The 21,048-nt window shown below is 73.5% G+C and carries 21 protein-coding genes; 5 read left to right on the top strand and 16 right to left on the bottom strand.

Going from position 1 to position 21,048, the window contains the following annotated elements; all coding sequences use genetic code 11:
- Window positions 1-10: 10 nt before the first annotated feature.
- Window positions 11-637 (bottom strand): TetR/AcrR family transcriptional regulator, encoded by a 627-nt coding sequence (locus Sdagh_RS33970; protein WP_189414056.1) that lies wholly within the window; start codon window positions 635-637, stop codon window positions 11-13.
- Between the two features lie 100 nt (window positions 638-737).
- Between Sdagh_RS33970 and Sdagh_RS33965 the strand changes: the two genes are divergently transcribed.
- A complete protein-coding gene (locus Sdagh_RS33965) occupies window positions 738-1,877 on the top strand; it encodes an acyl-CoA dehydrogenase family protein (RefSeq protein ID WP_190010624.1) in 1,140 nt (379 codons plus the stop codon).
- 48 nt (window positions 1,878-1,925) lie between these two features.
- Here Sdagh_RS33965 and Sdagh_RS33960 read toward each other — a convergent pair whose 3' ends face one another.
- Genes Sdagh_RS33960 through Sdagh_RS33945 form a run of 4 tightly spaced genes read right to left on the bottom strand, consistent with a single transcriptional unit; the run spans window position 1,926 to window position 7,079 of the window.
- Entirely contained in the window at window positions 1,926-3,701 is a 1,776-nt protein-coding gene (locus tag Sdagh_RS33960; protein ID WP_190076451.1) for an AMP-dependent synthetase/ligase, read from the bottom strand.
- Window positions 3,698-4,864: an acyl-CoA dehydrogenase family protein gene (locus Sdagh_RS33955; RefSeq protein WP_190076450.1), complete on the bottom strand. Its 1,167-nt coding sequence runs from the start codon at window positions 4,862-4,864 to the stop codon at window positions 3,698-3,700. Before Sdagh_RS33955 ends, Sdagh_RS33960 begins: the two co-directional genes overlap by 4 nt.
- A gap of 29 nt (window positions 4,865-4,893) precedes the next feature.
- Complete coding sequence (locus Sdagh_RS33950) at window positions 4,894-5,919, bottom strand: LLM class F420-dependent oxidoreductase (RefSeq protein WP_190076449.1); 1,026 nt, start codon at window positions 5,917-5,919, stop codon at window positions 4,894-4,896.
- Window positions 5,919-7,079, bottom strand: a complete 1,161-nt coding sequence (locus tag Sdagh_RS33945) for a CaiB/BaiF CoA transferase family protein (RefSeq protein WP_189414046.1) — start codon at window positions 7,077-7,079, stop codon at window positions 5,919-5,921. The genes Sdagh_RS33950 and Sdagh_RS33945 overlap by 1 nt, the downstream gene beginning before the upstream one ends.
- 168 nt (window positions 7,080-7,247) lie before the next feature.
- Between Sdagh_RS33945 and Sdagh_RS33940 the strand changes: the two genes are divergently transcribed.
- Window positions 7,248-7,904: a TetR/AcrR family transcriptional regulator gene (locus Sdagh_RS33940; protein ID WP_226536139.1), complete on the top strand. Its 657-nt coding sequence runs from the start codon at window positions 7,248-7,250 to the stop codon at window positions 7,902-7,904.
- Between the two features lie 42 nt (window positions 7,905-7,946).
- Here Sdagh_RS33940 and Sdagh_RS33935 read toward each other — a convergent pair whose 3' ends face one another.
- Both Sdagh_RS33935 and Sdagh_RS33930 read right to left on the bottom strand, forming a co-directional pair.
- On the bottom strand, window positions 7,947-9,329 hold the full coding sequence (locus Sdagh_RS33935; protein WP_226536137.1) for a DUF3500 domain-containing protein: 1,383 nt from the start codon (window positions 9,327-9,329) through the stop codon (window positions 7,947-7,949).
- Window positions 9,330-9,451: 122 nt separating this feature from the next.
- Complete coding sequence (locus Sdagh_RS33930; protein ID WP_190076447.1) at window positions 9,452-9,775, bottom strand: hypothetical protein; 324 nt, start codon at window positions 9,773-9,775, stop codon at window positions 9,452-9,454.
- Window positions 9,776-9,962: 187 nt separating this feature from the next.
- Between Sdagh_RS33930 and Sdagh_RS33925 the strand changes: the two genes are divergently transcribed.
- Complete coding sequence (locus Sdagh_RS33925) at window positions 9,963-10,310, top strand: tetratricopeptide repeat protein (RefSeq protein ID WP_189414041.1); 348 nt, start codon at window positions 9,963-9,965, stop codon at window positions 10,308-10,310.
- 103 nt (window positions 10,311-10,413) lie between these two features.
- On the top strand, window positions 10,414-11,058 hold the full coding sequence (locus tag Sdagh_RS33920) for a peptide deformylase (RefSeq protein WP_190076446.1): 645 nt from the start codon (window positions 10,414-10,416) through the stop codon (window positions 11,056-11,058).
- Window positions 11,059-11,061: 3 nt separating this feature from the next.
- On the opposite strand, the gene Sdagh_RS33915 is transcribed toward Sdagh_RS33920, so the two are convergent.
- Complete coding sequence (locus tag Sdagh_RS33915; protein ID WP_190076445.1) at window positions 11,062-12,495, bottom strand: dihydrolipoyl dehydrogenase family protein; 1,434 nt, start codon at window positions 12,493-12,495, stop codon at window positions 11,062-11,064.
- A 148-nt stretch (window positions 12,496-12,643) separates the two neighbouring features.
- Between Sdagh_RS33915 and trxA the strand changes: the two genes are divergently transcribed.
- Complete coding sequence (gene trxA, locus Sdagh_RS33910; RefSeq protein WP_190010632.1) at window positions 12,644-13,051, top strand: thioredoxin; 408 nt, start codon at window positions 12,644-12,646, stop codon at window positions 13,049-13,051.
- A 9-nt stretch (window positions 13,052-13,060) separates the two neighbouring features.
- On the opposite strand, the gene Sdagh_RS33905 is transcribed toward trxA, so the two are convergent.
- The 8 genes from Sdagh_RS33905 to Sdagh_RS33870 all read right to left on the bottom strand — a co-directional run bounded on the left by Sdagh_RS33905 (window position 13,061) and on the right by Sdagh_RS33870 (window position 21,048).
- Window positions 13,061-14,080 carry a LacI family DNA-binding transcriptional regulator gene (locus tag Sdagh_RS33905; RefSeq protein ID WP_370594939.1) on the bottom strand — a complete coding sequence of 340 codons (1,020 nt, stop codon included), beginning with the start codon at window positions 14,078-14,080 and terminating at the stop codon, window positions 13,061-13,063.
- A 130-nt stretch (window positions 14,081-14,210) separates the two neighbouring features.
- The gene (locus Sdagh_RS33900; protein ID WP_190010633.1) at window positions 14,211-15,557 is read right to left on the bottom strand and encodes an ammonium transporter; all 1,347 of its coding nucleotides are present in this window, start codon (window positions 15,555-15,557) and stop codon (window positions 14,211-14,213) included.
- Window positions 15,558-15,592: 35 nt separating this feature from the next.
- Window positions 15,593-16,534: an urease accessory protein UreD gene (locus Sdagh_RS33895; RefSeq protein WP_190076444.1), complete on the bottom strand. Its 942-nt coding sequence runs from the start codon at window positions 16,532-16,534 to the stop codon at window positions 15,593-15,595.
- 1 nt (window position 16,535) lies between these two features.
- Window positions 16,536-17,156 (bottom strand): urease accessory protein UreG, encoded by a 621-nt coding sequence (gene ureG, locus Sdagh_RS33890; RefSeq protein WP_189414027.1) that lies wholly within the window; start codon window positions 17,154-17,156, stop codon window positions 16,536-16,538.
- A gap of 40 nt (window positions 17,157-17,196) precedes the next feature.
- Window positions 17,197-17,877 carry an urease accessory protein UreF gene (locus Sdagh_RS33885; protein ID WP_226536281.1) on the bottom strand — a complete coding sequence of 227 codons (681 nt, stop codon included), beginning with the start codon at window positions 17,875-17,877 and terminating at the stop codon, window positions 17,197-17,199.
- Window positions 17,878-17,946: 69 nt separating this feature from the next.
- Window positions 17,947-19,671, bottom strand: coding sequence for an urease subunit alpha (gene ureC / locus Sdagh_RS33880; protein ID WP_190076443.1), 1,725 nt, complete (start codon window positions 19,669-19,671; stop codon window positions 17,947-17,949).
- A 1-nt stretch (window position 19,672) separates the two neighbouring features.
- Complete coding sequence (locus tag Sdagh_RS33875; protein WP_189414021.1) at window positions 19,673-20,143, bottom strand: urease subunit beta; 471 nt, start codon at window positions 20,141-20,143, stop codon at window positions 19,673-19,675.
- Window positions 20,140-21,048: a sirohydrochlorin chelatase gene (locus tag Sdagh_RS33870; protein ID WP_190076442.1), complete on the bottom strand. Its 909-nt coding sequence runs from the start codon at window positions 21,046-21,048 to the stop codon at window positions 20,140-20,142. Before Sdagh_RS33870 ends, Sdagh_RS33875 begins: the two co-directional genes overlap by 4 nt.

Here is a 21,048-nt window from a genome sequence, read left to right as displayed (position 1 = left end):
GCGGCGGCGCTCAGGCGTCCAGCAGCGGGGCGAGGTAGCGGCGGGCGAAGGCGCGGGCCTGGTCCTCGTCGTCCAGCTCGATGCAGCCGGCCGGGTTGAGCAGGAAGGAGACGGCGACGCGGACCATCAGCTCGGCCACCGGGCGCGGGTCGTGGTCCGGGCGGCCCTCGGCCTGCTGGGCCCGGCGCAGATGCGCCGTCAGATAGTCGGTGGTGGCGGTGAGCGAGGGGCCGCCCTGGACGGTGAAGTACGGCAGGACCAGCTCGGGTTCCAGCCGGAGCAGTCCGCCGAACAGGGGGTGCTCCCGGGTGTGGCGCAGGGCGACCACGAAGCCCTCGACGACCCGCTCCTCCATGGTGGGCAGCCCGGCGACGGCCTCGTCCAGGGTCTGGAAGAAGCGGCTGCCCTCGCGCAGCAGGCACGCCTCGACCAGGCCGTCCTTGCTCTGGAACCGGCGGTAGACGGTCACCCGGGAGACGCCGGCCCGCTTGGCGACGTCGTCCACCGAGGAGCGCCGCAGGCCGAAGGTGGTGAACTGTTCCAGCGCGGCGTCCAGGATGCGCCGCGCCACCTTTTCCTCCGTCTCGGGCCGCGCGATGGCCCGAGCCAGCAGGGAGTCGTTCGCAGAAGTCTTCATGGTGCCCCTCACGGTACCGGCACGCTCCCGAGGCGTTACATTGATACATACATCATTAAGATGTATCAGACGGGTCCGGAGCAGTCCACGAAGGAGTGTCATGGGAAGTCGTCTCACCGAGGACCAGGCCGATTTCGCCGCCGCCGTGCGGGACTTCGCCAAACGCGAGTGCGGGACCCGGGAGCAGCGGGACGCGCTGACCGACGGCGGGCGCGAACCGCACCACAAGGGGCTCTACGGCCGGCTCGCCGACCTGGGCTGGCTCGGGGTCTGCCTGCCGGAGGAGTACGGCGGCGCGGGCGGCGGCCTCGCCGACGCCTGCGTCTTCCTGGAGGAGACCGCCTACGGCCTGGTCCCCGCGGGCGGCTTCGTCACGACGGTCATCACCGCCAAGGCGTACGAGCGGTTCGGCACCGAGGAGCAGCGGCGGCGGGTGCTCGGCGGGGCCGTGCGCGGGGCGGTGCTGTCCATCGCCATGTCGGAACCGGCGGCCGGCTCGGACGTCGGCGCGCTGCGCTGCCGCGCCGCACGGCAGCCGGACGGAGGCTGGCTGGTCGAGGGCCAGAAGACGTGGATCTCCAACGCCCATCTGGCCGAGGCCATGCTGCTGGTGGCCCGTACCGGCCAGGACAAGCACCAGGGACTGACCATGTTCCACGTGCCCATGGACACGCCCGGCGTGGAGGTGCGGGGCATCGAGACGATGGGCGGCCGGGAGGTCAACGACGTCTTCCTCACCGGGGTGCGGCTGCCCGCGGACGCCGTGGTCGGGGAGGTCGGCGCCGGCTGGCGGCAGCTGATGGCGGGGCTGAACTACGAACGGCTGTTCCTCGCCGCCAACATGCTGGGCCTGGCCCGCCGTGCCCTGGACGACGCGGTGGCCTATGTCCGCGAGCGCGAGCAGTTCGGCCGGCCGGTCGGCTCCTTCCAGGCGCTGCGGCACCGGGTCGCCGACCTGGCGACCGAGATCGAGTGCGTACGGCTGCTGGTGCGGGAGGTGGCCTCGGACTGCGACGCCGCGCCGGACCGGCTCTTCCCGCGCGAGGCGTCGATGGCCAAGCTCAAGGCCACCGAGACCGCCAAGCGGGTCACGCTGGAGTGCATGCAGATGATGGGCGGCTACGGCTACGCCACCGAGTACGGCATGGAGCGGCATCTGCGGGCCGCGGTCGTCTCCACCGTCTACGGCGGGACCAGCGAGATCCAGCGGGACATCATCGGCAAGAGCTACGGGCTGTAGGCAGGGGGGTGCCCCGCGCGTCCGGGAACGCGCGGGGCACGGTCCGGCTCAGTCCTCGTACAGACCGGTGATCTCGTCGGCGTAGCGGTCGCGGATGACGCGGCGGCGCATCTTGAGGGACGGGGTGAGCTCACCGGTGGCGGGGCCCCACTCCTCGGCCAGCAGCCGGTAGCGCTTGACCTGTTCGGTGCGGTTGAGGCGGCTGTTGGCGGCGGCGACCGCCCGGTCCACCTCCCGGCGCACGACGGGGTGCGCGACGAGTGCGGCCGGGTCGGGCCCGGCGTCGACGCCGTGCGCGGCGGCCCAGGCCGGGGCGGCCTCGGCGTCCAGGACCAGCAGGGCGACGAGGTAGGAGCGGCCGTCGCCGTGGACCAGGGCCTGGCCGATCAGCGGGTGTTCCTTGAGGGCGTTCTCCACCAGGGCCGGGGAGACGTTCTTGCCGGTCGAGGTGATGATCATCTCCTTCTTGCGGTCGGTGACCCAGACATAGCCGTCCTCGTCGATCCGCCCGATGTCCCCCGTGCGCAGCCAGCCCTCGGCGTCCACGGCGCCCTCCACCGAGCCGTCCGGCCGGAGGTAGCCGGAGAAGACGGACTCGCCGCGCACCTCCAGTTCGCCGTCCCCGGCGGTGCGCACCTCCACCGACGCCACCGGCCGGCCGACCGAGCCCAGCCGGAACCCGGTGCGCGGGCTGTTGGTGGTGGCGACCCCGGTGGTCTCGGTCAGGCCCCAGGCGTCCATGACGACGATGCCGAAACCGGCCCAGAACCGGACCACGTCGAGCGGCATGGGCGCCGACGCGCTGGCGGCCCAGGTGACCCGGTCCAGGCCGCCCGCCCGCAGCAGCGGCAGCAGCACACCCTCACGGACGGCGGCGTAGCTCGCCTCCAGTTCGACCGGCGGCGTCTCGCCCCGCTCCCGGCAGGCGACGTGCGCGCGGGCCACCTCGGCGGCCTCCTCGACCGCCTTCTGCTGCTCGGCGGGGAGCAGGGACAGTCCGGCGCGGACCGCCGCGGCCAGCTTCTCCCAGATCCGGGGCACGCCGAAGAACTGCCGGGGCCGTATCTCGCGCACCACGCCGGCGACGGCGGCCGGGTCGGGGCAGAGGTGGACGTGGGAGGCGCGGTGGCAGGGCAGGTAGATGCCGAGCATCCGCTCCGCGATGTGCGCGAAGGGCAGGTAGCTGATGTGCTCGACGTGCGGGGGCAGGTCCACCACGGCGTCCAGGGCGCGGGCGTTGGCGAGTACCTGGCGGTGGCTGAGGACCACGCCCTTGGGTTCGCCGGTGGTGCCGGAGGTGTAGACGACGGTCAGCGGGTCGTCGGGCCGGGCGCCGTCCAGCGCCTTGCCGAACTCCTCGGGCACCTCCGCGCCGGTCAGCGCGGTGTACGGGAGGTGGTCGCCCTCCTCCCCCGGCTCCATGACGACGAGCCGCGCGAGCGGGGTGCCGGCGTCGCGCAGCAGCGGCTCCCACACCGCCGCCTGCGCGGCGCCCTCCACCACGGCGAGCGCCGCCCGGCAGTTGCGGGCGATGTGCGCGATCTGCGCCGGCGCGGAGGTGCCGTAGACGCTGACCGGGACGGCGCCGAGACGGGCCAGGGCGAGGTCGGAGAGCCAGTGCTCGGCCCGGTCGGACGCCATCAGCAGGACGTGGTCGCCGCGGCCGACGCCGTGCGCCGCGTACCCGGCCGCGAGCCGGGCGGTGTGCTCGCCCACCTCGGCCCAGGTCAGGGTGGTCCCGCCGCCGTCCGGCGTCCGCCAGGACAGGGCGGGCAGTTCCGGGTGCTCGGCGGCGTTGCGGACCACGAGCTGCGGCAGGGTCATGACGGCCTCCTGGCGGACGGGGAATCGAGAAGGGAGCGGCCGATGATCTCTTTCATGATCTCGGTGGTGCCGCCGTAGATGGTCTGGATGCGGCTGTCCAGGAACGCCCTGGCGACCGCGTACTCGGTCATGTAGCCGTAGCCGCCGTGCAGTTGGAGGCAGCGGTCGACGACGCGCTTCTGGAGTTCGGTCGCCCACCACTTGGCCATCGAGGCGTGTACGGCGTCCAGCCGGCCGGCGCTGTGCTCGGTGACGCAGCGGTCGACGAAGCTGCGGGTGACCGCGGTCTCGGTGGCCATCTCGGCGGCCTCGAAGCGGACGTGCTGGAGCCGGGCGAGCGGCCTGCCGAACGCCTCGCGCTCCCGGACGTACTCGACGGTCAGCTCCAGGACGTGTTCGGCGGCCGCCGCGGCGCCCACGGCGATGGCCAGCCGCTCCTGCGCGAGGTTGGCCATCAGATAGGAGAACGCCTTGTTCTCCTCCCCCAGCAGATTCGCCTTCGGGACCCGTACGCCGTCGAAGAACAGCTCGGCGGTGTCCTGGGCCTTCTGGCCGATCTTGTCGAGGTTGCGGCCCCGCTCGAACCCCGGCATGCCGCGCTCCACGACCAGCAGGCTCTGCCCGCCGCTGCCGCCCTCGGGGGTGGTGCGCGCGACGACGATCACCAGGTCGGCCAGGATGCCGTTGGAGATGAACGTCTTGGTGCCGTCGAGGCGGTAGTGGTCGCCCTCGTCGGTGGCGGTGGCGCGGATGCCCTGGAGGTCGGAGCCGGCGCCCGGCTCGGTCATGGCGATGGCGGTGACGAGCTCGCCGGAGGTGTGGCCGGGCAGCCAGCGCCGTTTCTGCTCCTCGGTGGCGAGCCGGGTGAGGTAGGGGCCCACGATGTCGTTGTGCAGGCTCAGCGCCAGGCCGGAGGCCCCGGCGCGGGCGAACTCCTCGATGAGCACCGCGCTGTAGCGGAAGTCGTCGGTGCCCCCGCCGCCGTACTCCTCGGGCACGGCCAGGCCCAGCAGGCCCTGGCGGCCGGCCGCGCGCCAGACGTCGCGGTCGACGACGCCCTCCCGCTCCCAGCGCGCGTGGTGCGGGAGCACCTCCTTGGCGAGGAAGGTGCGTACGGTGTCGCGGAACGCCTCGTGTTCCGCGGTGTAGATGTCCCGTTGCATGTCGCCTCCGCGTCGGGGTTCCGTGGTGGTCACAGCCAGTTCTTGACCCGCTCGACCAGCCGGGCCGGTTCGGGGTCGACGGGGGTGATGTTGAGCATGGTCACGCCGGCCTCGCGGAACGCCTCGACGCGGTCGCGGACGTACCCCTCGGGTCCCGCCAGGCACAGCAGCTCGCACAGTTCGGCGGGGACGGCGCGCTCCGCGTCCCGTTTGCGGCCCGCCAGGTAGTGCTCCTGGATCGCGGCGGCCTCGGCCTCGTAGCCGTAGGCGCAGACCAGGTCGTGGTAGAAGTTGCGGCCGGGCGGGCCCATGCCGCCGACGTACAGCGCGACCTGCGGGCGCACCAGGTCGCGGACGGCCTCCGCGCCCTCCCCGACCGCGAGCAGTCCGCCGGCCACGACCTGGAGCGGGCCGAGGGCGGGGTCGCGGCGGGCGGCGCCCTCGGCGAGGGGGCCGCCCCAGACCTTGCCGGCGTGCTCGGGGGCGTAGAGGAACGGCAGCCAGCCGTCGGCGAGTTCGGCGGTCATCCGGACGTTGGCGGGGCCGAGGGCCGCGACGTACACCGGGATGGTGTCGCGCACGGGGTGGTTGAGGAGCTTCAGGGGTTTGCCGAGGGTGCCGCCCTTCTCCGGCGGCAGCGGCAGGTCGGTGATGCCGTGGTGCTCGATGACCTCGCGGCGCCAGATGCGGCGGGCCAGTTCGATGGTCTCCCGGGTGCGGCCGAGCGGCTTGTCGTAGCGGCGGCCGTGCCAGCCCTCCACCACCTGGGGGCCGGAGGCGCCGATGCCGAGCAGTGCCCGGCCGCCGGTCAGCGCGTCGAGTCCGGCGGCGGTCTGGGCGATGAGGGCGGGGGTGCGGGAGTAGACGTTGAGGATCGCGGAGCCGACCCGCATCCGGCTGGTGCGGGCGGCGATGTAGCCCATGATGGTCGGGGAGTCGAAGCCGTACGCCTCGGCCACCCAGACCGCGTCGAGCCCGGCGGCCTCCAGGGCGGCGGCCTCGTCGGCGGCGGCGCGGGGGTCGGTGGCGTACTGGAGCGGGGTGGAGAGTTCCATCAGCGTCCGTTCTCGGTCGGATGGCCGGCTGCGGTCAGGGCGTCCACGTGCCAGTCCCGGGCCACCTCGGCCTGGTGGGCGCCGGGCACGGCGGGCGGTCGCCGCAGTGTGCCGGGGGTGGCGGAGAGGCGGGGGGCGACGGCGGGCTGGACGATGCCGTGGGTGTCGGTGAAGGTGCCGCGGTGGGCGAGGTGCGGGTGGCGGGCGGCCTCGCGCAGCGACAGCACCGGGGCGACGCAGGCGTCGGTGCCCTCGAAGACGGCCGTCCACTCGTCCCGTCCGGCCGTCTTGAACCGCTCCGCGAACCGGGCCCGCAGCTCCGGCCAGTGGCGGGGGTCGTGCCGGTCGGGCAGGTCCCCGGCGTCCAGGCCGAGCAGGGTGACGAACTCGGCGTAGAACCGCGGCTCCAGGGCGCCGACCGCCATCCAGCCGCCGTCGCCCGTCTCGTAGACGGCGTAGTAGGGGCAGCCGCCGTCGAGGAGGTTGCGGCCCCGCTCGTCCCGCCAGGTGCCCGCGGCGAGCATGCCCTGGATCACGGCGGTGAGGTGGGCGGTGCCGTCGACGATCGCGGCGTCCACCACCTGCCCCTCGCCGGTGAGGCGGGCGGTGAGCAGCGCGGCGAGCACCCCGACGACGAGGTAGAGGGAGCCGCCCGCGTAGTCGCCGAGCAGGTTGGCGGGGACGGCGGGCGGTCCGCCGGCCGGGCCGATCATGCCGAGGGCGCCCGCGGTCGCGATGTACCCGATGTCGTGTCCGGCGCGCGGCGCGAGGGGGCCGTCCTGGCCCCAGCCGGTCATCCGGCCGTACACCAGCGCGGCGTTGAGGGCGTGGCAGTCCCCGGGGCCGACGCCGAGCCGTTCGGCGACCCCGGGCCGGTAGCCCTCGATCAGGATGTCGGCGCGGGCGGCGAGCGCCCGGACGGCGGCCGGTCCGTCCGGTGACTTGAGGTCGACCAGGACCGAGCGCTTGTTGCGGTTGGTCACGTCGTGGGCGGGGTCGAGCCCGAGGTCCGGTGTTCCGGGCCGGTCGACGCGTACGACGTCGGCGCCCAGGTCGCCGAGGAGCATGGCGGCGAAGGGGCCGGGCCCGATCCCGGCCAGCTCCACCACCCGCACCCCGGCCAGCGGTCCCGGGGGTGGTTCTTCCGTGCGTGGTCTCATCGCGCGTAACGGCCCTTCTCCTCGCCTGACTTAGCGCTCGCTAAGAAGGTAGAGGGGGCGTCAGGCGCGGTCAATGACCGTGACAGGAGCCGTTTTTGGGCATGCTACTGAGCGGGCGATAAGTGACGTACGATGCCTGTCGTCGGCGTCGCACCGGAGGAGCACCGTTTGAGCACCCAGTCGAGCACCCAGCCGGACGAGGGGACCACCGCCGCCGCGCGGCACTGGCGGGTGTACGGGCCGCTCGGCCTGCATCCGATCCTGCTGCACGCCATGGAGGCCTTCGACGAGCACGGCTACCACGGCACGTCGGTGCGGGACATCGCGGGCCGGGTCGGGGTCACGGTCCCCGCGCTCTACTACCACTACGAGAACAAGCAGGCGTTGCTCGCCACCCTGCTGGAGACCTCCATCAAGGACGTCCTGGACCGCTGCCGGGCCGCCGCCGAGGAGGCCGGGGACGATCCGGCGGCCCGCTTCCGCGCGATGGTGGAGTCGATCGTGCTGTACATGGCCCACCGGCAGGGGCTGGCCTTCCTGGACACCGAGATCCGCAGCCTGGAACCCGGCAACCGCGCGCGGTACGTGGCACTGCGCGACTACCTGGAACACATGCTGCTGGACACCGTGGAGGCGGGTGCCGCCCAGGGGGTCTTCACCACCCCGTTCCCCGCCGACGCGGTCCGGGCGGTGCTGGTCATGTGCCAGGGGGTGGCCAACTGGTACCGCCCGGAGGGGCCGCTGACCGCCGAGGAGGTGGCCCGGCGCCATGTCCTGCTCGGCCTGGGCACGGTGGGGTACCGCGGGCCGGCCGGGAACGGGTGAGGGCCCCGGCCGGAGCCGGGGCCTTCGGCGGGACGCGTGCCGTCAGTGGTCGGTCGCCAGGTGGAGCCTGAGGAGGTCCACGCCGTAGTCGTTGCCGTTGGGGGTGCGGACGACGGTGTGGACGTGCTGCTGGGTGGGGTCGCCCATCGGGCCGGGGCCGCCGGCGCCGGGGCCCGTGGAGGCGGAGGCCGAGGGGGACGCCGAGGCCGAGGGGGACGCGGAGGCCGAGGGGGACGCCGAGGCGCCGTCCCCGTCCTCGTGGTAGGCGAGCGGGGACTCGGCGTCGTACTCGATGAGCACGACGGGGCTGTGGACGCGGTAGTAGAACGCGGAGTCGTCCTCGTACGGGCCGATCCAGTAGAAGTACGTGTCATCGAGGTGCTTCTCGATCTCCCGCATCCGCACCCGGGCGTGGCCCTCGTCCTGGTAGCCGATGTACACCTCGGCCAGGTCGAGCAGGAGCTGCCGCTGGCGGCGGTTCAGGTCGGAGCCCTTGACACCGGCGTACGGGAGCTTCGCGTTGTCCTGCCCGGCCCCGGCGACCAGGTCGGTGCCGGTCTTCTCGGCGGCGGAGAGCGCGGCGGCGCGCCGGGGGGCGTCCAGCGAGCGGAACAGGGCGAGGCCCGCGGCGGTCTCCTCGCGGAACAGGTGGTAGTCCACCCCGTCGTAGGTGATCTTCGTCGGTTCGGAGCCCATGAAGGTCGGGGTCATCACGACCTGGTCGCCCAGGACGAAGTAGTTGACGACGAGGTGGTGGCCCTCGAACTGGAAGCCCCAGGCGTCCTCGGCCGACGGGGTGCCCATCACGGTGAACCAGTAGGCGTCCTGGTTGAGCGCCTTGGAGGTGTCGCCGGAGTACTCGCCGAGGAAGTGGTTGAGCTTGCGGATGGCGGTGGCCTGCTTCAGGCCGCGGGCCGACAGCGCCGACTTCAGCAGCTTCATGGCGAGGGCGTACTGCTTCTCCGTCAGATCGCGCAGGGCGACGCCGTCGCGGTCGTCGGAGTCGACGTTCGTCCAGTCCAGCCACTGGTCGGCCTGGACGCCGAAGAGGGTGGCCGCCTTCTGGCCGGCGGTGAGCGCGTCGACGAAGGCGGCGGCGGCGCGGACCACGGGGGTGGTGGAGACGCCGGTGGAGTGGACGGCGTAGAGGTCCTCGACGACGGTGCCGTCCGTGGTGACGCCGACGAAGTCGTCGTAGGCGATCGTCCGGCCGAAGCCGCCGCCGGCCGGCGGCCCGGAGGGGCTCGCGGAGGCCGTCGCGTCGGCCGTGGCCGTCGTCTCGGCGCCGGCCCGGGTGGCCGCGTAGCCTCCCATGGCCGCGACGGCGGAGACGCCGCCCGCGAGCAGGGCCTTGTTCATGAACCATCGGCGGGAGCGGTGGGCCGCCTGCGTCCGGGGCTTGTGTCCGTGCGTTCCGTTGACCATGAACTGAACGATTTCGTCAACACCTGGGCGCGCGATGGCAGCAGGCTGTGCGCCGGGTAGGAACGCTTCCCCCAGCGGGTGTCAAGTGCCCCGTTATGCCCTTCGGTCGGACTCGGGGCCGCTCACGCCGCGCGGGCCCAGTGGCGGCGGGCGCGGGCGGCGGCCGAGCGGGGCGGGACGGGCGCGACCCGGTACGTCGTCTTGGCCGGGTCGACGATGGGGTCGCCGAGGGTGATGCGGCCGGCCGCGTGCAGCTCCTCGCAGACGGCGGTGGGCAGGGCCACGTAGCAGCCGCCCTGGGGGCCGCCGGCCTCCATCGGCCGCCAGTAGCCGTATCTGCGGCGGCCGCCCATGTACTCGGTGGCGAAGACGGGCGTGCGCGGATCGGACATGACGCGCAGGACCTCGGTGGTGCCCGGGCTGGACTGACCGGCGGTGGACGGCATCGACGAACGCCTTTCTGCTGGCGGGACCCGAGACCGCCTACCCGGTCCGGCCGGAGTTGATCTCGCTGACCGGCATTCTGCGGCAGGGCACTGACATCAGCCCCGGCCCCGCGGGGGCCGTGGCGATCGTCCGGGCACCCCGGGAAGGTCGTGGAATGTTCAACGACCTGGGGTGGTTGACGCCCCCGTGAACACGACGTACTACGACCACGGAAGCCCGGCCGAGCGCTGGGAGCGCGCCCGGATGTTCTTCGGGGCCAAGGACTACGCGGCGGCGGCCCGGGTGCTGGAGCCGCTGGTGGCCGAGGTGCCGGAGCAGACCGGACCGCGGCTGCTGCTGGCCCGCGCCTACTACCACTCGGCCCAGCTGCGGCGCGCGGAGGCCGAGCTGAGGATCATCGTCGAGCGCGACCCGGTCGAGCACTACGCCCGGCTGATGCTGGGCCGCACCCTGGAGCGGCAGGACCGGCAGGAGGAGGCCGACTCCCACCTGCGCGTCGCCGCGGCCCTCGCGGGTGACTTCGCGGAGGTCTGACCCGGCCGTCCGGACGGCCCGGCCCCGAGGCCCGGCGCCTCGCGGCCGGGCCGTTCGCGTGCACGGGCGTCCGACGGGGGCGGTGCCGTGTCATCCTGGCGCGATGGGAACTCGGGAAGATCACCGGCCGTTCGCCGACCACGTCGAGGAACTCCTGTCCGGCGGCGGTCCGTTGCCGATCATCGAGGCCGGCGACCCGGTGCTGCGGCGTGGCGCCGAGCCGTACGACGGACAGCTGGGACCGGCGCTGCTGGAGCGGTTCGTGGCGGCGCTGCGGCTGACCATGCGGGCGGCGCCCGGGGTGGGCCTGGCGGCCGTCCAGGTGGGGGTGGCGCTGCGGATCGCGGTGGTCGAGGACCCGGCGCCGGTCCCGCCGGAGGTGCGGGAGGCGCGCGGACGGGTGCCGTTGCCGTTCCGGGTCCTGGTCAACCCCGCGTACGCGCCGGTGGGCGAGGCGCGGGCGGCGTTCTTCGAGGGGTGTCTGAGCGTGCCGGGCTGGCAGGCGGTGGTGGCGCGGCCCGCGGCGGTCCGGCTGACCGGGGCGGACGAGCACGGCCGGCCGCTGGACGAGGTGGTCACCGGGTGGCCCGCCCGCATCGTGCAGCACGAGACGGACCACCTCGACGGGACGCTCTACCTGGACCGCGCCGAACCGCGCTCGCTGTCCTCCGCGCGGGCGATGGCTGAGCGCTGGACGCGGCCCGTGCCGCACGACGCGGCGGCGGAGCTGGGCTTCGACCTGCCCTGAGCGTCAGTTGTCCCGGTACGCCTCCAGCAGCCGCAGCCAGACCTCGCTGATCGTCGGGTAGGACGGCACCGCGTGCCACAGGCGGTGGACCGGGACCTGGCCGACGACGGCGATCGTCGCGGAGTGGATCATCTCGCCGACGCCGGGGCCGACGAAGGTCACCCCGCGCAGGATCTCGTCCTCCAGGTCGACCACCATCCGGGCGCGGCCGGTGTAGCCGTCGGCGTAGAGGCCGGCCCCGGCCACCGTGGCGAGGTCCACGTCGACGGCGCGGACGCGGTGCCCGGCCCGTTCGGCCTCGGCCAGGGTGAGGCCCACGGAGGCCGCCTCGGGGTCGGTGAAGACCACCTGGGGGACGGCCGCGTGGTCGGCGGTCGCGGCGTGCGCGCCCCAGGGGGCGGTGTCGAGGCCCCTCTCCCCCGTGGCGCGGGCGGCGATGGCGGCGCCCGCGATCCGCGCCTGGTACTTGCCCTGGTGGGTGAGGAGGGCGCGGTGGTTGACGTCGCCGACCGCGTACAGCCAGTCGTGGCCGGTGACGCGCAGGCTGTCGTCGGTCTCCAGCCAGGAGCCCGGTTCCAGGCCGACCGTCTCCAGGCCGAGGTCGTCGGTGCGCGGGGCGCGTCCGGTGGCGAAGAGGATCTCGTCGGCCTCGATCCGCTCGCCCGTGTCGGTGACGGCGACGACGGTGCCGTTCTCCCGGCTGACGGACTTCACGGAGGTGCCGGTCCGCAGGTCGGCGCCGGCCTCGGTCAGCGCGCGGGCGACCAGTTCCCCGGCGAACGGCTCCATGCGGTCCAGCAGGCCGCCGCCGCGGACCAGCACGGTGACCCGGGAGCCGAGGGCCTGCCAGGCGGTGGCCATCTCGACGGCCACGACACCGCCGCCGACCACGATCAGCCGGCCCGGCACCTCGTGGGCGCTGGTCGCCTCGCGGCTGGTCCACGGGCGGACGTCGGCGAGCCCCGGCAGGCCGGGCAGGGCGGCGCGGCTGCCGGTGCAGACGGCGACGGCGTGCCGGGCGGTCAGGACGCGCCGGGCGCCGTCCGGGCCGGTCACCTCCACCGTGCGGGGGCCGGCGAGGCGTCCCTGGCCGCGGTACAGGTCGGCGCCGATGCCCTCGACCCACTGGACCTGGCCGTCGTCCTTCCAGTCCGAGGTGTAGTAGTCGCGGTGGGCCAGGACCGCGGCGGCGTCGAGCGGGCCCCGCACGGCCTGGCTCAGGCCGGGGGTGCGGCGGGCGTCCGCCCGCGCGATGACCGGGCGCAGCAGGGCCTTGCTCGGCATGCAGGCCCAGTAGGAGCACTCGCCGCCGACCAGTTCGCTCTCTACGATCGCGGTGGTCAGTCCGGCCGCCCGGGTGCGGTCGGCGACGTTCTCGCCGACCGGGCCGGCGCCGATCACCACGACGTCGTACACGTTGGATTCCGTTTCCGTCATGGGCTCAGTCTGCGGGGTGGGGTGCGCGAGGGCCACACTGGAGGGTGGTGTGCCCGCAGGTGGCGCGGGTACGCGCGCGGAATACCCTCCCCACCGCCGCTGTTTGCGCCGGTGGCATCCGCCCCCGACCCAGGAAGAGGGAACAGCCATGAGCACCGTGGAGCTGACCAAGGAGAACTTCGACCAGATGGTCACGGACAACGAGTTCGTCCTGATCGACTTCTGGGCGGCCTGGTGCGGGCCCTGCCGGCAGTTCGCCCCGGTCTACGAGAAGGCGGCCGAGGACAACCCCGACCTGGTCTTCGGCAAGGTGGACACGGAGGCGCAGCCGGAGCTGGCCGCGGCCTTCGGCATCCAGTCCATCCCGACGCTGATGATCGTCCGGGACCAGGTCGCGGTGTTCGCGCAGCCGGGCGCGCTGCCCGAGGCGGCGCTGACCGATGTCATCGGGCAGGCCCGGAACCTGGACATGGACGAGGTCCGCAAGGCCGTCGCCGAGCAGCAGGCCCAGCAGGCACAGGATCAGCAGGGCCAGGGCGGGCCGGGCGGGCGGTGACCCGCGGGTTCAGCTCGACTCGCGGTGCACGACGGTCACGCCGCGGACCGTGTGCCGTTCGGGGGCGGCACCGGGGTCGCGGACGGCCCGGTCGACCAGCGCGGCGAGGTCCTGCCCGGCCGGGAGTTCGAGGCGCACGGTGCTCAGCCGGGGGCGCAGCAGCGGGCCGAGCATCAGGTCGTCGGCGCCGATCACGGCGGTCCGGCCGGGAAGGGTGACGCCGTGGTCCTGCAGGGCGCGGGAGAGCAGCATGGCGTACGCGTCGTCGTAGGCGAACACCGCGTCCAGGGCGAGCGCGTCCCAGCGGGCGGCGAGCCGGGCGGCGGCGTCCTCCGCGCAGGCGAGGGGCAGTTCGGTGAGGGTCGCGCCGGTGCCGCGCAGGGCGCTGCGGGCGCCCCGCAGGCGGGGTGAGGAGAAGATCCGCAGGCCGGGTTCCTCCGGCAGGACCACGCCGACGCGGCGGCGCCCGCGCTCGTACAGGTGGCGGGCCGCGGCGTGGCCGACGGCCGTCTGGTCCAGGACCAGGGCGTGGGCGCCCTCGACGGGTTCCGGACCGAGGGTCACCACCGCGCGGGCGCCCGAGCGTTTCAGCACCTCCACGCCGCCCGGCCCGAGGCCGGGGCCGGGCACCAGGACGGCGATCGGCCGCAGCTCGGCCCAGGCACGGGCGGCGTCGTCGCCGTAGGGGGCGGCGCCGCCGTACTGCACGACGGTGTAGTCGAGCCGGCCCAGCGCCGACTGGAGTTCGCCGAGGAACCGGGTGTAGAGCGGGCCGGCCGGGAACGCGGGCGCGGGCATGACCACCGTACGGCTGTGGCCGGCGCGCAGGCTGCGGGCCGCCGCGTGCGGGACGTAGCCGAGCTGCTCGGCGGCCTCGCGGACCCGGAGCCGGGTCGGTTCGCTGATCCGCACGGCCCGGGTGTTGTTCAGGACGTAGGAGACGGTCGCGCGCGAGACGCCTGCCAGACGGGCCACATCGGCACTCGTGGGCACGGGCGTTTTCGGTTTCTGCACCATGACGTACGGCATCTTGGCAGAGCCCCGGGGCGGCGCGCCGACCGGGTGGGGCCCCTGACCGGATCAAGTCCCTTGCCTGGCGGGCCAGTTGATCACAGTGCCGCCCTGCGGCCCCGGCCGGACGGGCCGCCCGGCCGGGCCGCTAGCGGTCCCGGTGCGCGCGCAGAAGGTGCTGGATCTGCTCCAGCGTCTCCTTGTCCAGCCCCCGGCCGCCGGTGGTCAGGGCGTCCAGCCGGGTGGCGGTGCGCAGATCGTAGGCGCGTTCCTCGTCCTCGCCGGGCACCGCCGAGTACTCCTCCTTCTCCGCGAACCCGACGACCTTGTCGACGGCCTTGGCGATGAGCCACGTCAGTACGAACGAGAAGGCGGCCACGGCCAGCACCGCGACGGCCTGCTTCCCCAGCAGGGAAAGGCCGCCGCCGTAGAAGAGCCCCTCCTTGCCGCTGACGTCACGAGCGGCGAAGAGGCCCACCATCAGCAGCCCGACGAGACCGCCCGCTCCGTGCACCCCGACGACGTCGAGCGTGTCGTCCACGTTCAGCCGGTACTTGAGCGTGACGGCCCAGGCGCAGAAGGCCCCGGCCACCAGGCCGGTGACCAGGGCGCCCGTGGGGTCGATCTCCCCGCAGGCCGGGGTGATGGCCACCATGCCCGCCACCGCGGCGGAACCGACGCCCATCATGGTGACCTTCCGGGTCCGCAGGTACTCCACCAGGGGCCAGGTGACCATCGCGCCCGCGGCCCCGAGCTGGGTGTTGACGAAGGCGGTGGCGGCGGTGCCGGTGTCGCGGACGGCCGAACCGGCGTTGAAGGCGAGCCAGCCGAACCACAGCAGTGCCACGCCGATCATGACCAGCGGGATGTTGTTGGGGCGCGGCTCCTTGCGCCGGAAGTCGGCGGGCCCCCTGATCACCAGGGCCACGGCGAGCCCCGCGATGCCGGAGTTCAGTTCCACGGGCAGACCGCCGGCGAAGTCCAGGGCGCCCAGGTGTTTCGTGATCCAGCCGTGTTCGAGGTCGAAGACCCAGTGCGCGACGGGTACGTACACGATCAGCAGCCAGAGCACGGAGAACACCAGCCAGCCGCGCATCGTGGCCCGGCCCGCGATCGATCCGCTGATGAGCGCCACCGTGACGATGGCGAAGCCCATCTGGAAGGTGGCGTAGATATACGTGGGGACGGAGCCCGTCAGGGTGTCCGGGCCGATGCCGCGCAGGAGGGCGTGGTCCAGGTCGCCGATGAGGCCGGCGCCGCCGACGTCCGGGCCGAAGGCGAGGCTGTAGCCCACGAGGTACCAGGCGATGGTCACGAAGCACAGCGAGGCGAAGCTCATCTTGAGCATCACGAGGATGTGCTTGGTGCGCACCATGCCGCCGTAGAAGAAGGCCAGGGCGGGCGTCATCAGCAGCACCATGGCGGCCGCGGCCAGCATCCAGGCGGTGTCGCCCGAGTCGTAGGCCGGCGGCATGGGGGCGGGGGCGGTGATCATCGGTGGGTCTCCTCAGGGCTGGCGGTGGCGCGCCGTCACGGCTTGCGCAGGTCGGGGGCGGGGTGTCCGATGAGCAGCCGTCTGACGGCGTCCCAGCCGGCCCGGACGGCGTCGGCGACCCGGGGCTGTTCCCGGCCGAGGATCCGCATCCAGGCGCCGCAGTCGCCGGGCAGCACACTCGCCCCGTGGATCACCCCGGAGGACGTCACGGCCCCGTGCAGGGCATCGGCGACGTCCGCGGCGGGACGGGCGGACGTGATGACGTGCAGCGTGGCGACGTGGTCGTGGCCGGCGAACACCCCGGGGCCGGCAACGCCGCCGGGAGACCGCGGTCGCAGCCGCAGGGTGTCGACCGCCAGCGGCGTCCCGTCGGGGCGCCGGATCTCCAGGTCGTTGGTGACCACGGTGTACGCGTGCCGCTCACCACGGGCCAGGCGCCCGGCGGTGAACGTCTCCGCGTACACCACCGTGGCGCCCTCGCTCACCGTCAGTTCGACGCCCTGGTGGAAGCGCGCCCCCCGGAAGGGGATGACCGGGTCGGGAAGGTACTCGACGTAGGCGCCCTCCTCGACGGTGAGGTGGACGCGCTGCGCGGCGTAGTCGTCCTCCATCCGGTACACCTTCGTGGCGGCCTGGGTCGTGAACAGGGCCTGGGTGCCCGGGCCGCACCGCAGGTCCTGGCGGTATCGGTCGGCCTGGGCGATCCCGCCGCCCGTGGCCATCACATAGGTGAAGGCCATGCCGGGCAGCGCCGGGTCGACGTACAGGGGGCGCATGATCTGCAACGGGGACTTCTGGTACCGCCGGACGAGTTCGGTCCGCTCCCCGCGCCGCGCGTACGCGAGGTCCAGGATGCCGACCTTCGCGGGCGCCCCCGGCCGGAGGGTCCTGGGCACCGAGGAGTACGCCGACATCTCCGGCGGGAGCCGGACCGGCTCGTAGTGTTCCGGCGCCAGCCGGTCGAAGGCCGCGGTCATCTCAGGCCAGGACCTGGTGCCGGGACTCCAGGAAGGCGACCACCTCGTCGACGCCCTGCCCGGTCAGGCAGTCGGTCAGCACCACCGGACCGCTGCCCCGCACCCGGTGCGCGTCGGCCTCCATCACCCCGAGGTCCGTCCGCACGTACGGGGCGATGTCCACCTTGTTGATGACCAGCAGGTCGGAATCGGTGATGCCCGGTCCCCGCTTGCGCGGCATCTTCTCCCCCTCCGCGGTGTCCAGCACGAAGACGAAGAGGTCGACGAGGGCCGGGCTGAAGGTGAGGGTGAGGTTGTCGCCGCCGCTCTCGTACAGCAGGACGTCGACGTCCGGGTGGCGTTCGAGCATCTCGGCACCGGCCGCCAGGTTCATCGTGGGGTCGTCCCGTACGGCGGTGTGCGGGCAGGCCCCGGTCTCGACGCCGACGACGCGGTCGCCGTCGAGCACCCCCCGCAGGGTCCGGCGGACGTGCTGGGCGTCCTCCTGGGTGTAGATGTCGTTGGTGATGACGGCCGGCCTTCTGCCCCGGTCGATCAGGACCGGTACCAGTGCCTCGATCAGGGCCGTCTTGCCGGAGCCTACGGGGCCGCCGATGCCGACCCTGAGGACGTTGTCGCGCATGGTCTTTCCTTTCGGTTCCGGCCGCCGCGGCGGCGGCCGGTCAGGTGGCGAAAAGGCGGGCCTCGGCCCGCTCGTGCCGGGCGGACATGACGTCCGCCGCGAAGGTGGTCGCCCCGAGGTCGCCGGTCTCGCGGACGAGTGCCGCGTGGGTGGTCTCCTCGATCACCGGGGCGGCCTCCCGCAGCAGCGACTGGGCCCGCCGGTGGTCCGTCAGCCGCAGCCGCAGCGCGGCGCCGGCGAAACTCGCGCAGAACGCGAACAGGTCGGAGGCGACGGCCTGGCGGGCCGGGACGCCGGTAGCCGCGTAGACCACTCCGGCGGCCACCGCCTGGGTGCCGGGCACCCGGCGTTCCGTGACAGCCCGGTGGTACCGGACGATCCCGTCGCCGCCGAAGACCTCCGCGGCCAGGTCCAGCAGTTGCCGGCCGGTGCGCAGGGATGCCTGCCGCAGCTCGCGGTTGAGCTTCGTGGCGTGCAGACGGGTGTCGATCCCGGCCACCGCGGACCAGTCCCGCGCCGTCGCGGCGCGGTGCGCCAGGGCGAGCGCGGTGGCGTCGGACGGCCCCACGCCGTGCCGCAGCAGGTCCGCCAGGAGTGCGGTGAGCCCCTCGGGGTCCACCGCGCCGGCCTGGGCGAAGCCCTCCAGCCCGTGGGAGAGGGTGTAGAAGCCGCTGGGGAACGCCGAGTCGGTCAGCTGGAGGCTGATCAGCAGGCGTTGCAGTTCCGTCGTCGGGGCGCCACCCGGCGAGGCCGGCGTCCCGGCGGCGGACGTGTCGTCGTGGTACACGGGTCAGGCCAGGAAGAAGAGCTGGTTGAGCGGCAGCTTCTGCGCCGGGTCGATCGTCGCCACCTCGCCGTCCACGGTGACCTGGTACGTCTCCGGATCGACGGTGATGTCCGGGACGACGTCGTTGCGGACCATGTTGTGCTTGCCGATCGTGCGGGTCTTGCGCACCGGCAGCACCCTCCGCTCCAGGCCCAGTTTCCCCGGCACGCCGGCCGCGATGCCCGCCTGTGACATGAAGGTCACGTGCGTCGCCTGCATGGCGCGCCCGTAGTGCCCGAAGGCGGGGCGGTAGTAGACCGGCTGCGGGGTCGGCAGGGAGGCGTTGGGGTCGCCCATCTGCGCCCAGGACACCACGCCGCCCTTGATCACCATCTTGGGCTTGGCACCGAAGGAGTGCATCGGCCACAACACGATGTCCGCCAGTTTGCCCGCCTCCAGCGTCCCGACGTAGTCGGCGATGCCGCTGGCGACGGCCGGGTTGACGGTGACCTTCGCCAGGTAGCGCAGGACGCGCTGGTTGTCGTTGCGCTCGGTGTCCTCGGGCAGCGTGCCCAGCATCTCCTTGCACACGTGCGCGATCTGGAACGCCCGGGTCACGGACTCGCCGATGCGGCCCATGGCCTGGGAGTCGGAGGAGATCATGCTGATGACGCCGCGGTCGTGCAGGACCGTCTCCGCCGCGATCGTCTCGGCCCGCACCCGGCTGTCCGCGAACGCGACGTCCTCGGGGATGTCGTGGCTGAGGTGGTGGCAGACCATCACCATGTCCAGCAGTTCGTCGACGGAGTTCTTGGTGTACGGCAGCGTGGGGTTGGTCGAGGACGGCAGGACGTTCGGCTCGCCCGTCACCCGCAGGATGTCGGGGGCGTGACCGCCGCCCGCCCCCTCGCTGTGGAAGGTGTGGATGGTGCGGCCGTCGATGGCGGAGCGGGTGTCCTCGAAGAAGCCGCCCTCGTTGAGGGTGTCGGTGTGGATGGCCACCTGGACGTCGTGCCGGTCGGCCACGGCCAGCGCGGCGTCGATGACGGCCGGGGTGGAGCCCCAGTCCTCGTGCACCTTCAGCGCGGCCGCGCCCGCCTCGATCTGCTCGTCCAGCACCCCGGGGAGGCTGGCGTTGCCCTTGCCCATGATGCCGAGGTTGACCGGCAGGTCCTCGGCGGCCTGCAGGATGCGGGCCAGGTTGTAGGGGCCGGGGGTGCAGGTGGTGCCGTTGGAGCCGTCGGTGGGACCGGTGCCGCCTCCGAACAGTGTGGTGATGCCGTTGCTGAGCGCCTGCTCGCACTGCTGCGGCGAGATCAGGTGGACGTGCGAGTCCATCGCACCGGCCGTCGCGATGAGGTGCTCCCCCGCGATGACCTCGGTACAGGTGCCGATGACCAGCCGGGGGTCGACGGCGTTCTGGGTCTGCGGGTTGCCGGCCTTGCCGATGCCCGCGATGAACCCGTCCTTGACGCCGATGTCGCACTTGACCACGCCGAGCACCGGGTCCAGCACGACGACGTTGGTGATCACCAGGTCCAGGGCGCCCTGGGCGGCGGTGGCCTGCGGGTCCGAGGCCATGCCGTCCCGCATGGTCTTGCCTCCGCCGTAGACCACCTCGTCGCCGTAGGAGCCCTCGCGGTAGTCCTTCTCGACCTCGATGACCAGGTTGGTGTCGGCGAGGCGGATGCGGTCGCCGACCGTGGGGCCGAACAGGTCGGCGTACTGCTTGCGGGTAAGGACCGGCATGTCAGTGGGATCCCCTCTTCTTGGACTTCTTGCCGTCGGCCTCGCTTCGCCGCCGGCCGCCGGAGGAGGAGCCGGCGTCCGGGTCCGCGCCGTCCTCGGGTCCGGCGCCGTGGAAACCTCGCTCCAGCGCGCGGCTGACCGCCTCGACGCGCGCCGGGTGGGACTTGATGCTGCCGTTGAGCAGACCGCTGAAGCCGGTGAGACGGCCGGTGCCGGCGTACGCGCACAGCTCGACCTCGTGCGTGCCTCCCGGCTCGAAGCGCACGGAGAGGCCCGCCGGGATGTTGAGGTGCATTCCCAGAGTCACGTTGCGGTCGAAGTCCAGGGCGGAGTTCGCCTCGAAGAAGTGGTAGTGGGAGCCGACCTGGATCGCCCGGTCGCCGGTGTTGCGGACCGTCACCTCGACCGTCCGCCGGCCGGCGTTGATCTCGATGTCGCCGTCTCCGTACTGGTATCGCGGGGGGAGTGTCATCGTGTGCTCCTGCTTCGCATGAGGGCGTGGTCGTGCTCGGAGGCGTGGCCGTGGGCCGCCGGCTGCGGGCGGGCGTGGTCCTCGCCGGGGCGGTGACTGTGGGCGTGACCCTCAGCGGGGCCGTGACCGGGGCCGTGACCGTGGGCCTGGCCCTCACCGGGGCCGTGACCGTGGTCGTGACCCTCGCCGGGGCCGTGACTGTGGGCGTGACCGTGGGCCCGGTCGGCGGCGAGACCGCGGACCAGGCCGTCGTCCCCCTGGCGTTCCCGGCGCTGCCACGCCTGGCGCACGCGCGCGTCGAGCACGCCCGCCACACCGGACGCCGTGAGCAGCGGTCCGCCCGGTGAGCAGTGCTCCGGGTCGGGCACGGGCGGCGTGACCCAGGCGGCCGGGAGCAGCGTGACGTGCGACGCCCCGAGCGCCCGGCAGCGGCGGACCCCCTCGGCCGGGTCGGGGTCCCCGCCCGTCAGGGCCACCTCGACCGTCCGGTGCCGTCCGTACTGCCGGACGAGACGGGCCGTGCGGAAGAGGTCCGCGTCGGTGAAGGGGTCGCCGACGGGGGCGGTGATCAGCAGCGCCTGGTCGGCGGGCACCTTGCCGGCGGCCGCACGCAGCCAGCCGACGAGATGCTCGGCGGTGCCGAACGGTTCGGCCAGGACCACGTGGGCGCGCGCCGTGGCGGGCAGCGCGCGCAGCGTGCGCGCCGCGTCCGCCGTGAGCGCGGGGTCGCGTCCCAGGGTCATCGGCACGACGCACACCGGCGCGCCCCGCTCGCGCAGGGCGGCGACGCGGCGGTACAGGTCGCGTCCCCCGGCGACCGCCGTGGCCCGCGGGCCCAGCAGGGGTCGCAGGGCCCGCCCGCCGTCGCTCTCGTGTCCGCCGACGACGACCACTTCGCCGTGCAC

It is taken from the genome of Streptomyces daghestanicus (assembly GCF_020521275.1).
GTDB lineage: Bacteria > Actinomycetota > Actinomycetes > Streptomycetales > Streptomycetaceae > Streptomyces > Streptomyces griseoviridis.
Note: the sequence above shows the minus strand (reverse complement) of the source record. Positions and strands in the feature narration are given on the sequence as shown.